This window comes from Coprococcus sp. AF16-5 (assembly GCF_003479365.1).
Taxonomy (GTDB): domain Bacteria; phylum Bacillota; class Clostridia; order Lachnospirales; family Lachnospiraceae; genus Coprococcus; species Coprococcus aceti.
In genome coordinates this window covers 589,785-602,050 of the sequence record NZ_QUGZ01000002.1, presented here as the reverse complement: position 1 = coordinate 602,050, position 12,266 = coordinate 589,785, and the positions used below count along the sequence as shown (strand labels likewise).

The window sequence follows — 12,266 nt, the reverse complement described above, 5'->3', positions numbered from 1 at the left end:
TTACTTTTCTCTTTGTTACACCATAGAATATTGCTATAACAGCAATATTCTATGGTGTATTTTCATGCCCGTCGCGCATCATTTTTTTTGCGCATGTTGCGCATATTCTGGCTCTTTTCACATAAAAACAGGGCGTCAGCCAAACACTGACGCCCCTCTGGGAAGGATATATAACTATGAATTACTTCGTTGACTCTTTTAATCTGAGTTCATAACCCAGATGTGTCTTCTTCTTAACTTCGTTGCCCTCTATAAAATCCACCAGCAGTTTACATGCTACCATTCCAAGCTCACGCGGATCAAACTGGAGCGATGTGATCGCAGGCTGGTAATTGTTCAGAAGTGAGCTGTTGTAGAATGACGCAACTCTCACATCAGTTGGCACCTTTATGCCCTTCTTATCCAATATATTAAGTACATTCTGGCATATTCCATCATCCATACACAGTATGCATTCTGCTTTCTGCTTCATTATCTCTTCAATGGCATGTTCACATAATACTGAATTATCTATATCAAAGTATACCAGGCTGTTATCTACCGGTACCTCCATATCCTCCATCGCATCAAGATATCCTCTATACCTGTTGAGGGTTACCACATGATTCTTATTGCCACCCATGAGGGCTACCTTAGTCATTCCTTTGGCAAGCAGTATAGATGTAAGCTCACGGCATGCACTTCTGTGATCATGATCAACCTGGACAACATTGTCATCATCCATACTTCCAACCACAACAAATGGTATCTTTTTTTCCTTGAGATATTCTGCCGGGGCATCATTCACAAGAGTTCTTCCAAGTACAACCCCATCCACCTTATGATTCTCAACAATTCTCTCCAGTTGGCTCATATCATCCGGTGACACTGTACACACAAGCACATCATAATCCACTGGCGCAGCCATCTCCAGCAATCCCATCAGGCACTTCTGAAAGAATGGCAGATCCACCACGCTGTAGTCGCTCGGCATGACCCACCCTATATTATAGGATTTTGACTGTGCCAGCCCCTTCGCTATAACGCTTGGCTTATAATTATGCTCCTCTATATACTCGAGAACTCTCCGCCTTGTCTCGGCACCGATCCTTCCCTTTCCGGAAATCGCTCTCGATACTGTAGTCTTAGATATATTTAACGCCTCAGCCACATCAGAAATGGTCATCTTCTGGCCTGACTCTTTTGTCTCCATATTCAAGTCTCCTTTTGTTCAGCACGTATCACCGCATTTGCGCAACGCTCCATGCGCAATCGGTTGCCCTTGATATTATCATAGCTTTTTTTGTGCACAAGTCAAGAATTTTTTGATTTTTACCATGTCAAGTTGGCTATTTTGTCAAAAAGAACAAAGATATTTTTTTTATTTGTGCAATTATATCTTACTTTGATGCCCACAGATCCCTGAGAGCCTGCTGCAAATAAGAGAAATCCACAGATGGCACATCCGGATTCAGTCTGCCCTCTTTCCTGCACACATCATATAATCTTATTCCAAGAGATGCCACATCCCGTCTGTCCTCCGCAAACAGACTTGCATACAGCATGTCAAATTCAACCAGAGCTTTAAGGTCACCTGACCAACCCGATGCAAGCCAGGCTATATCAGCCGTCTTGTCATCTCCAAGTGCTTTAACGCTCTCAACCAGTTGACTATATTTGCTGTTGACAGTTCCATTCTTCATACCCTGCCAGTGAAAAAGTGCAGTCTCAGACACACCGAGAGCACTAGCTATAGCCGGAATGTGCCGCACTGTCGGAAGCCTCTCCTCATTCTCCCACTTGTAATATAGCCCTTCTGTTATCTTATGATTCTCCGGCAGGAGCTTATTTATCTCCGCAACCATATACTTTACCGTATACTTCGAAGATCTGCTGTTTTTGCGGATATCCCGCATATTGAAGCCTATCGTATCTACCATTTCTGTAGAATCCGACACCCCCTTTTTTGTTCTCCTTCTATTCATCTCTCTCCTCCATTGTATACATTTATACAGATTGTACAATTTTGTATCCATAAATATCCTACCACTTATCGCGTTAAAGTGCTACATTTTTATCCATACAAAAACAAAGGAGATCATTATGACAGACTTAAACAATGCCGAAACACAAACCGATGCCCCCTGTTCCGCCATCAATTATTGTAACCTCAACGGATACGAACTCACCGCAGAAGAGAAGATAATCTTTCTTAGTTCCTATGTATCCCGCATTGACAACGAGACAGTGTATCAGCCCGCAACCAGGGAATTTGTCCAGAATTTCAATGTAGATGCAGCCATCAGCATAATAAACAATTATGCCACAGCAGACTCATTTTTCAGAAGAATGACAGGTTCATTTCCGTATATCAAAAACTCGCAGCGTTTTTCATCCCCGGATATATATTTTCTTCTATTGGAGTTAAAACTGTACATCAACGAGAGACGGCGCGTAATAGCAAAAAATAATTCAGCGGACACGCTCTCTATCATTGAACAATACAAAAACCGTTACTCGTTCAACCAGTCAGCCACCCAGAAAATGGAAGCCCTGCACAGCATAAAAGGTTTCGCACATCCATCTTTCTTTGTGCCGGAAACCGTACTGTACATAAACGAAAACTCTATCCTGTACGTACACTCAGCTTTGCGCTATATCGATATGCTTCTCGAATACATGCAGCGGAATGACAATTCTATAGATTATGAAATTTATTCTTTTTTTCAAAACTTCAAATCCATGTTATTCAACAACGAGCACGACACAACGCCAACATATATAATCGACCAGTCAAGAGATTATATCTATAGCATTCTCGGAAATAGCAAAAGAAAATCTAAGATGACTGACATATGCAAATACGCAGCCTTCGTGGAAAGTCTCACAGAACTCGGTAACGCCATAAGTGCATCCAATATGAAACTCTAAATCCCCCCCTGTTTTTCAGAACATAAAAACAGCCCGTCGTTTATGCGACAGGCTGTTAAGAAGGGGGGAGTGGAGGATTCCTATGTTTTGGGGTTTGGGGTTATGGGGTTACATTACATCGTATAAAGGGATTTCTACGAATTTCGTGCTAAGGGAACCCTCCGTCTATCAAAATATAAGTGATTGTCTTTTTTATAACCAGAAGGCTTGTTGATCACAACTCATCTCCTTGTTATGCCCATATACTATCAAAACACTTTGAAATTGTAAATACGCAAAAATTTATAAAACGAAGGCTTTTTTTTGTGGTAATTTATCAACAGTTGCGCATTTCAATAGTTTTTAGAAGATTTTTGAATGCAAAATGATTGTTTTATTCACGTTTGAACGGTTTATTGTTCATTATGATCACTTTTCGCAACAATAAATTTCAGATTATCGTGCAAAGCTGTCAAATTCGTTTGACTGTTGGCGAAGATCGGAGTGTTGTAATATAATAGTAAGAAGTCAATGATCTCGGAGGACATGCTATGAATGAAAACGATATTCTAAAGGGGCGGTTAAAGGATCTGGCAAATGCCGCCTTCCGCCAGAACAGATATACATATACTAATTTTCTGAGTGCTGCAGACATGGAAGTATTTTACAGCAATCTTGAACAGTTGTCATTTGCAGGATATACCATCTTTGGAGGCAGGGAATCCTGCGACCGCGTTATGATCGCCTTTGGAAATGAAGCCGACTGCGGCTACGCACCGGCTTTTCCCATCTGCACCATGAAGGTTTCCGCTGTTTCGGACAAATTCTCAGACGATCTGAACCACAGGGATTTCCTTGGGGCACTTATGAATCTTGGCATTGAGAGGGAGATGGTGGGCGATATACTGATCACCGAATCCACTCATTCTGGCAAGCACAACAATGCCTATATATTCTGTGTGGACACTGTTGCCGATTATATCGCTGAAAATCTGACAAAGATAAGGCACACAAATGTAAAATGTACTTTTTGCAGCACCCAGGATACTGATGAGATACAGATAAAAAAGGAACCTCTGCACATAATCGCAGCATCTGCAAGAGCGGACGCAGTGACCGCCACAATAACAGGCCTTTCAAGAAGCAGCACATCCCTGTTGTTCAGGGAAAAGAAATTTTCACTAAACAACAGGTTGTACGAAAACAGCAGCTACCAGTTAAAACCGGGCGACGTATTTTCAATACGTGGATATGGCAAATATGAATTTGTCGAGACAGGCAGCGCAACCCGGAAGGGCAGACTGAACATAGAATTACTCAGATATATTTGATCTTCTAACAACTAGCAATTGATCAGTTCACTGTAGTATCTTTTCACATCAGCGCGTCTTGTTGCGCTGATGTGTATACTTTTACCATTTGTCAGTATCATTTCATGAGCCGTGCATCTGCTCACATGATCCGGATTTACAAGATAGGATTCATGTGGTCTGATAAATCCCCCGTAGCCCACCTTCATGCGCTTTTCCATCTCGCCAATACTTCCATAAAAAACATATTTTTGTTCCGTTGTGACCAGATTTATGCGACGCAGTTCGCTTTCAAAATACATTATGCTCCGGGTATCTACACTGTATCTCACCCTTCCGGATACAAATGTGAATCTTCTCTCATCCCGGCTCCCCTCAACCGCCATCGTCATCACCTTTTTGAAATTTGCCGCATTAACAGGTTCATACAGAATATAACACGGTTGGATATCATACAATCTCCGGTTTATTCCTGCTGCTATCATCACGAGACTACCTACCCTGCGGTCTTTTTTCAAGACATCGGCCACATCCCAGGAACGATACACCACCACTACATCGTAAATTCCTTCAAGATCCATGTCGACCATGATCGCATGCACATTGTCATAATATCTCACAGCGCACACACATCCCGCATCTCTCTGCCATATACCCATGTACTCCTGCAACAACGGGCTCATTACTTTCTCCTCACTGTACACAGCAATCTTCAGCATATCTCCCTCCAAAGCTGCAGAAGCTTCCGCTCCTGTTCATCCCGGATAACGATTTCCTCCCTCGGAGTCACATCCTCCTCCATCACATCGATATCCCATATGAAATAATCACATGTGCGGTTAAGCACCCTCGACAGCAGCACCAGCCGCTTCAGGCTCGGCAGACTTCCGCCATTTTCAAGACGGCTTATATATTTGCCATCTGCATAGATAAGATACCCCAGCTCCTTCTGTGTGAGGTTCATAGACTTGCGGGCATCCTTTATTCTCTGCCCAATAATAACACTGTTCAATTTTTTCTCCTCCCTATCCGTCCCCGTGGACAACAATATTACTTTACAATAAAATTACAAAATAAAAAACCGCATCCCATGCGGACTTTCCACATAAGATGCGATTTTTAGTACACTTATTTACTAAATATTTCGAAAAACTTTATTTTTATTCTTATTTTGTAATTCCAAGCTTTATTGCCTCGTCAGCTACAGCCTTGGCAACCACCTTAGCAACTCTCTCGTCAAATGCTCCAGGAATGATGTAATCCTCCTTGAGCTCATCATCTGTTACAATGGATGCGATAGCCTTGGCTGCTGCCATCTTCATCTCTTCAGTTATGCCTGTTGCCTTGGCGTCCAGGGCACCTCTGAATATTCCCGGGAATACTAGAACGTTATTAATCTGGTTTGGATAATCCGAACGGCCCGTCGCCATTACTCTTACTCCGCCCTTTGCCGCTTCCTCAGGCATGATCTCAGGTGTAGGGTTTGCCATGGCAAATACTATAGGATCTGCTGCCATAGATGCAACCATCTCTGCTGTCACGATATTTGGAGCTGAAACTCCGACAAATACATCCTTACCCTTCATTATCTCGGCAAGAGAACCTGTCTGTCTGTCCTTGTTTGTAATCTCTGCCATCTCTGCCTGTGCCGGATTCATCCAGTCCTGTCCAGGACACAGAGCACCCTGCCTGTCCACGAGAACCACATTGCCTATACCGAGCTGAAGCAGAAGCTTACATATTGATATACCTGCAGAACCTGCTCCGTTGATAACCACATTTGCCTCGTCAAACGGCTTGCCGACAAGCTTTAACGCATTGATGAGTCCTGCTGACACAACGATAGCTGTACCATGCTGATCGTCATGGAATACAGGAATGTCAAGTTCTTCCTTAAGTCTTTTCTCTATCTCGAAGCATCTTGGAGCTGATATATCCTCCAGATTGATTCCGCCAAATACAGGTGCAATGCGCTTTACTGTCTCAACGATCTCATCCACATCCTTTGTGTCAAGGCAGATAGGGAATGCGTCAACTCCGCCGAACTCCTTGAAGAGTATGGACTTTCCTTCCATTACAGGTATAGCTGCCTCAGGTCCTATATCTCCCAGGCCGAGAACCGCTGTTCCGTCTGATACCACGGCAACCATGTTGCCCTTGCATGTATATTTGTATACGTCAGCCTTATTGTCACGGATCTTTCTGCAAGGCTCTGCAACGCCCGGTGTGTAAGCCGTGCTCAGATCGTCTCTGTTCTTCACTGCCACCTTGGACACTACCTCTACCTTACCCTTGTGCTCCTCATGCATCTTAAGACTTAAACTATTGTAATCCATGTCTGTTCCTTTCTGCGCACCCGCGCATCCTGTATTTTATCTACTGTATATATAACAGCGCCTCTCCTATATAGCGCTGCTCCGGAATCCCTGTTTTCCCCGGCAACACCGCTTATTCCATAATAACCTTGACTCACATTTTAGTCAACGATATGTGCCAGCATATGTACTCTGTTGAATGGGAACGAGAAGTAATATCCATCTGCAAAATCCGAAGTGTACTCAAGTATATCTCTGGCAATCTGTATGCCGCACTCCTCGCCTTCCTGCCTTGTGGCATTTTCACTGTATCTCTCTATGATCTCGTCCGGGATCTCTATGCCTGACATCTCATTTTTCATGAACAAGGCATTTCTCCTGCTGACAAGCGGCATGATTCCCACAAGTATTGTCGCGCCGGTCTCAGCCTTCATGTCTCTGAGGATCTGCGCCTGCTCTCTGGAGAACACCGGCTGTGTCAGAAAGAATTCAGCCCCGGCTTCCATCTTTCTCTTTATTCTGTCTATCTCAAACTTTGTGTTAAGTCTGTTCTGGTTGATCGCTCCGCCGTAGGTGATCTTATCCCCGCTGAACACCTCTTCGTTCATAGACTGCAGCAGCTTCATCATTCCGACTGAATCAAAGTTGAACACGCTCCTGGTCGTCTGTCTGAACATGACCGGAACCGGATCACCTGTTATGACAAGAAAATCCTTTATGCCATTAAGCTGTGAACCGAGCACGCTTCCCCTTATGGCTATGGCATTCTTATCACGGCAGCACAGATGCGGCATGACCCTGAGTCCTGTCTCCTTATGCACTTTCTCCGCCATGAGTATGGAATCCGCTCTGGTTCTTCCCGATGGCGAATCAGGGAATGTCACCACATCCACATGTGACTGCTTAAGTATATGGGCTGCATCAAGCAGCTTCTGATCGTTGACATCCACCGGAGGTGCCAGCTCCACAGCAATCAGCTTGTGCTTGTGTCCGTCGGCATTTTTTGTGGCTGCCCCGCCACGCTCCAGACGTCCTTTGAGGAAATTGTCCTTTACAGCACTGTCAGCCTGTACCTTTTCAACATGAACCTTGGCAGCCTTTGCAATATCTCCGGTTTTCACCCGCTCCATGATCTGATGTATGTATTCAGGATTTGTTCCGCAGCATCCTCCTATGATATCTGCACCAAGCGCCGCTATGTCCTGGATCTTATCTATGAATCCCTCTTTGTTGTCATTGAACACCAGTCTGCTCTGTGTAAACTTCGGGTATCCCGCATTCGGCATGACTGATACAGGCTTTCCGCAGTCTATATCCAGCTTTTTCAGAAGCTGAAGCATATGGTACGGACCAACTCCGCAGTTGAATCCAACACAGTCCACGTCCTGATTTCCTGCCACCTGGGAGAGCAATGCCCTTGCCGAAAATCCACAGTTGCTGTACCCAAACTGGTTCACGCAGAACGACACCATGACCGGCGTGTTCTTTCTTGCCTTCAGGTGCTTCACCACAGGCTCGAGCACATTGAACTCAGGAAATGTCTCAAACCAGATGATATCCACTCCCATGTCCTGCATCGCCTCACCCAGCAGCTTGTACTGTGACACCCTTTCATTCAACGTGAGACCGGCATCCGCAGGTATCGGACCTATATCTCCAGCAACGGACACCTTTTTTCGATATGTTCCAGATTCATCGGCTTCTGTCACAACTGCATCACTCGTCCTGACACAATCTGCTGCTTCCACATCTTCTTCCGCAGCCTGCTTCGCAAGCTTTACCGCCGCACGCACATTTGAAATGACATAATCCGTGTCAGCATCAAGGCTCGCTGTATTTGCCGCAAATGTATTTGTCCTTATAAGCCCGGCTCCCGCCTTCACATACTCTTTATGGATCTCCAGCACCCGCTCCGGGTGACGCATGTTTGCAAGCTCAGGAGCGACAGTTCCCTGCTCTCCGTACATTCCCACATAACAGGTTCCAAATGCCCCGTCTGCAACAAGTAATTTATCCTTTAAACTCTCAAGTATATTCATCTAACATCTCCATCCTAATATTATTTTTCACCTGCGTCTATATCCGTACGATTATACAGTACTTTTTGAGCAGATGTATCTATTTCTGCGCTGAGTGCGCATTTATCTTTAGCACTTTACCATATTAAACTGTCCTATATAGAATAATATAGGAATTGCGATTAGTCAAATTTACGCTAAAAAATTGCCAGGTTCAAAAGATCTATTTGAACCTGACAATTTTATAATATCTGATCACTGGAGCAGCGTGTACTGCTCCAGATTCCATACATCTGTCACAAGGCCGTCATAGAACTCCGGTTCATGACATACCAGAAGTATAGAACCCTTGTACTCCGAGAGAGCACGCTTAAGTTCATCCTTGGCATCAACGTCAAGATGGTTTGTCGGCTCGTCAAGCAGAAGCACATTTGTATCAGTGTTGATTAACTTGCAAAGTCTCACCTTCGCCTGCTCGCCGCCCGAGAGAACCTTCACCTTGCTCTCGATATGCTTGGTGGTAAGTCCGCATTTGGCAAGAGCCGCACGTACCTCATACTGGGTATATCCCGGGAATTCCTCCCAGATTTCCTGCAGGCATGTATTCTCACTCGGCTTGACCTCCTGCTCAAAGTATCCAATGTGCAGATAGTCGCCAAGCTGCGCCTTGCCGGATATAGCCGGGATAAGTCCAAGCACACTCTTCAGGAATGTCGTCTTTCCTATACCATTCGTTCCTGTGATGGCTATCTTGTCACCGCGCTCCATGCGGAGATTCATCGGTTTGGAAAGCGGCTTGTCCTTGCTGTAACCTATCACCAGATCATCGGTCTCGAATATGACCTTACCAGAGGTTCTCGCTTCCTTGAAGTTGAACTCAGGCTTCGGTTTCTCACGCTCAAGCTGAATGACATCCATCTTGTCAAGTTTCTTCTGTCTGGACATAGCCATATTTCTTGTGGCAACCCGGGCTTTATTTCTCGCCACAAAATCCTTCAGCTCAGATATCTCCTGCTGCTGCTTTCTGTACGCAGCCTCAAGCTGGGATTTCTTCACCGCATACACCTCCTGGAACTTGTCATAATCGCCGACATATCTGCCCAGCTGACAATTCTCCATATGGTATATGATATTTACAACTGAATTCAGGAACGGAATGTCATGGGATATAAGAATAAACGCATTCTCGTATTCCTGAAGGTATCTCTTGAGCCACTCTATATGGTGTGCATCAAGATAATTCGTAGGCTCGTCGAGCAGAAGTATCTCCGGCTTTTCAAGCAGAAGCTTCGCCAGCAGAACCTTGGTTCTCTGTCCGCCCGACAGCTCAGTTACATCCTTGTCCAGTCCAAGCTGCAACAGGTCAAATGCTCTGGCAACCTCCTCAACCTTCGAATCTATTATATAGAAGTCATGGCTGTCCAGAAGATCCTGAAGAAGTCCCATCTCCTCAAGAAGGGTGTTCATCTCATCCTCGTCAGTGACCTCCGCCAGCTTGTCACATATCTCATTTATCCTCTTCTCCATATCGAAAAGTCTGGAGAACGCATCCCTCAGCACTCCGCCTATGGTCATGCCCGGCTCAAGGACCGTGTGCTGATCCAGATATCCGACCTTCACATTCTTCGCCCAGGTCACTGTACCCTCATCCGGCATGAGACTGCCCGTCACTATATTCATGAAGGTTGATTTACCTTCACCATTTGCGCCGACAAGCCCTATATGCTCGCCTGCCAGAAGTCTGAATGACACATTTTCAAATATTGCCCTGTCACCAAATCCATGGCTGAGGTTGCTTACATCTAATATCATAATCTCTCCTTTTTACTAATCCACCGGCTTTAAATACATTACAGACAGAGCCGGAAGATCAAAGCCGAAGTCACCGCATACGCCCTTGATACTCTTCATGGTGTCTTTGGTGCTGCCGCCATATTTGTTCCAATCCGTATTCATGAGGACTTTCATGGAATTGCCCTCACCGTATCTGAAATGATAATCCCTGTATGTATTTCCTGATAGGTTCATGACTACTACTATCTTATTTTCCTCAATAACTCTCTGGAATATATATACAACATCCTGCTCTTTGCCACAGAGTATCCAGTCAAACCCGTGAGGATCATCATCCCACCCTGACAACGCAGGCTCTTTCAGATAGAGCTTATTCAAATCTTTTATAAATCTGTTAAATGAATCGTGGTTCGGGTATTTCAGTATATCCCAGTCCTGCTCACGCTTCTCGTCCCACTCTCTTAGCTGGGCTATCTCGTTACCCATGAAGTTAAGCTTCTTGCCCGGATGCGCATACATGTAGGCGTAGAGTGCCTTTGCATTTGGGAATTTCTCTTCATATGATCCCGCCATCTTCTGGGCTATGGTTGCCTTGCCATGCACAACCTCGTCATGCGAGAGTGGCAGCATGTATCTCTCATTATAAAAATACATCATGGAGAATGTCAGCTTGTGATACTGGTCGCCTCTGCAAAACGGCAGAGTCCTGAAGAAATTCAATGTGTCATTCATCCAACCCATATCCCATTTGTAGTCAAATCCCAGTCCGCCGTATCCGACTTCCTTGGTGGTTCCCTTGTAGTCCGTGGAATCCTCGGCGCAGAGAATACATGACGGGTGTCTGTCCTTAAGTCCCTGGTTAAGCCCCTTTATAAACTCGACCGCCCTGTCATTTACACCTCTAGACTCGTCGCCCATCCAGTAGATTATCCTGCTGATGGCATCCATTCTTAGGCCATCAAAATGATACTCTGTGAGCCAGTAATTCGCCGCACTCTTTAAGAATGTCTGAACTTCTCCCTTGGAATGGATGAAATTCTTACTACCCCACTCGCTGTAGCCCACATCATCGGTCGGATGCTCATACAGATTGGTTCCGTCATACTTTGCAAGTCCATATCCATCCAGTGCAAAATGCACAGGCACATAGTCCATGATGGCACCTATGCCGTTCTTGTGAAGCGTGTCGATGAGGAACTTCAAGTCATCCGCCGTTCCGTATCTAGCCGTCGGACTGAAGAATCCGGTATTCTGGTAGCCCCATGACTCATCACATGGATGCTCCGAAAGCGGCATAAACTCCACATAATTGTAGCCCTGCTCTTTCAGATATTCCACAAGCATCGGTGCTATCTCTCTGTATGTATACCAGCCCTCAGCAACTCGGTCAGTCTCAATGACTTCTTCCGGTGTCAGCTGTTTTCCATTCTCATCATACACCGGCTTGCAGTGCCATGAGCCCATGTGCATCTCATACACATTGAGCGGACCACCCTTGCACTCATTCCGTGTCCTCATCCATCTTGCATCGCCAAATGTATACTCATCCATATCTCTTATTATAGATGCAAATGCCGGTCTCAGCTCCATGCCGAATCCATACGGATCACAGTGATCCACACAATATCCATCTCTCTGGTATATCTTATATTTATACATCTGTCCAGCCTTTGCCCCCGGCACAAAACACTTGAAAAAGCTGCCGTCGTAGCACCTCTTCATGGTGGTCTCTCCCCAGGAATTGAACTCACCTGTGACCGTCACCGACTCCGCATTCGGCGCATACGTCACAAAATCCACGCCTATCACGGTCTTCCTCCTGCTCTTGCCCACATTCTCCTTCACAACGTGTGCGCCGAGCTCATTATAAGCATCAAAGCACCTTCCTGAATAAAACTCATACAAATCCATAACTTTTCCTCCATACAAGGTTAATATTC

Annotated in this window: 10 protein-coding genes; 2 read left to right on the top strand and 8 right to left on the bottom strand. The window is 45.1% G+C overall.

What is annotated here, in order from left to right; all coding sequences use genetic code 11:
- Positions 1 to 181: 181 nt before the first annotated feature.
- Complete coding sequence (locus tag DWW70_RS07555) at positions 182 to 1,192, bottom strand: LacI family DNA-binding transcriptional regulator (RefSeq protein WP_022217055.1); 1,011 nt, start codon at positions 1,190 to 1,192, stop codon at positions 182 to 184.
- Positions 1,193 to 1,379: 187 nt separating this feature from the next.
- On the bottom strand, positions 1,380 to 1,964 hold the full coding sequence (locus DWW70_RS07550; protein WP_117550073.1) for a helix-turn-helix domain-containing protein: 585 nt from the start codon (positions 1,962 to 1,964) through the stop codon (positions 1,380 to 1,382).
- A 118-nt stretch (positions 1,965 to 2,082) separates the two neighbouring features.
- On the opposite strand from DWW70_RS07550, the gene DWW70_RS07545 reads away from it, so the two are divergent.
- Entirely contained in the window at positions 2,083 to 2,910 is an 828-nt protein-coding gene (locus DWW70_RS07545) for a hypothetical protein (RefSeq protein WP_015534547.1), read from the top strand.
- Between the two features lie 530 nt (positions 2,911 to 3,440).
- Entirely contained in the window at positions 3,441 to 4,220 is a 780-nt protein-coding gene (locus DWW70_RS07540) for a YlmH/Sll1252 family protein (protein ID WP_117550071.1), read from the top strand.
- An 11-nt stretch (positions 4,221 to 4,231) separates the two neighbouring features.
- Here the strand turns inward: DWW70_RS07540 and DWW70_RS07535 are convergent, their stop codons facing one another.
- The 6 genes from DWW70_RS07535 to glgB all read right to left on the bottom strand — a co-directional run bounded on the left by DWW70_RS07535 (position 4,232) and on the right by glgB (position 12,237).
- Complete coding sequence (locus DWW70_RS07535; RefSeq protein WP_055272066.1) at positions 4,232 to 4,918, bottom strand: LytTR family transcriptional regulator DNA-binding domain-containing protein; 687 nt, start codon at positions 4,916 to 4,918, stop codon at positions 4,232 to 4,234.
- Positions 4,912 to 5,211 (bottom strand): helix-turn-helix domain-containing protein, encoded by a 300-nt coding sequence (locus tag DWW70_RS07530; RefSeq protein WP_022215971.1) that lies wholly within the window; start codon positions 5,209 to 5,211, stop codon positions 4,912 to 4,914. The genes DWW70_RS07535 and DWW70_RS07530 overlap by 7 nt, the downstream gene beginning before the upstream one ends.
- A 154-nt stretch (positions 5,212 to 5,365) precedes the next feature.
- Entirely contained in the window at positions 5,366 to 6,535 is a 1,170-nt protein-coding gene (locus DWW70_RS07525; RefSeq protein ID WP_022215972.1) for an NAD(P)-dependent malic enzyme, read from the bottom strand.
- A 140-nt stretch (positions 6,536 to 6,675) separates the two neighbouring features.
- On the bottom strand, positions 6,676 to 8,553 hold the full coding sequence (locus tag DWW70_RS07520; RefSeq protein WP_118016981.1) for a bifunctional homocysteine S-methyltransferase/methylenetetrahydrofolate reductase: 1,878 nt from the start codon (positions 8,551 to 8,553) through the stop codon (positions 6,676 to 6,678).
- Positions 8,554 to 8,787: 234 nt separating this feature from the next.
- Entirely contained in the window at positions 8,788 to 10,347 is a 1,560-nt protein-coding gene (locus tag DWW70_RS07515; RefSeq protein WP_055280133.1) for an ABC-F family ATP-binding cassette domain-containing protein, read from the bottom strand.
- A 12-nt stretch (positions 10,348 to 10,359) separates the two neighbouring features.
- On the bottom strand, positions 10,360 to 12,237 hold the full coding sequence (gene glgB / locus DWW70_RS07510) for a 1,4-alpha-glucan branching protein GlgB (protein ID WP_118649573.1): 1,878 nt from the start codon (positions 12,235 to 12,237) through the stop codon (positions 10,360 to 10,362).
- Between the last annotated feature and the right edge of the window lie 29 nt (positions 12,238 to 12,266).

Excerpts from the sequence above, each read along its gene's own strand:
- DWW70_RS07520 (WP_118016981.1), bottom strand. The coding sequence starts at position 8,553 with ATGAATATACTTGAGAGTTTAAAGGATAAATTACTTGTTGCAGACGGG.
- DWW70_RS07535 (WP_055272066.1), bottom strand. The coding sequence starts at position 4,918 with ATGCTGAAGATTGCTGTGTACAGTGAGGAGAAAGTAATGAGCCCGTTG.
- glgB (WP_118649573.1), bottom strand. The coding sequence starts at position 12,237 with ATGGATTTGTATGAGTTTTATTCAGGAAGGTGCTTTGATGCTTATAAT.
- DWW70_RS07545 (WP_015534547.1), top strand. The coding sequence starts at position 2,083 with ATGACAGACTTAAACAATGCCGAAACACAAACCGATGCCCCCTGTTCC.
- DWW70_RS07540 (WP_117550071.1), top strand. The coding sequence starts at position 3,441 with ATGAATGAAAACGATATTCTAAAGGGGCGGTTAAAGGATCTGGCAAAT.
- DWW70_RS07550 (WP_117550073.1), bottom strand. The coding sequence starts at position 1,964 with ATGAATAGAAGGAGAACAAAAAAGGGGGTGTCGGATTCTACAGAAATG.
- DWW70_RS07525 (WP_022215972.1), bottom strand. The coding sequence starts at position 6,535 with ATGGATTACAATAGTTTAAGTCTTAAGATGCATGAGGAGCACAAGGGT.
- DWW70_RS07555 (WP_022217055.1), bottom strand. The coding sequence starts at position 1,192 with ATGGAGACAAAAGAGTCAGGCCAGAAGATGACCATTTCTGATGTGGCT.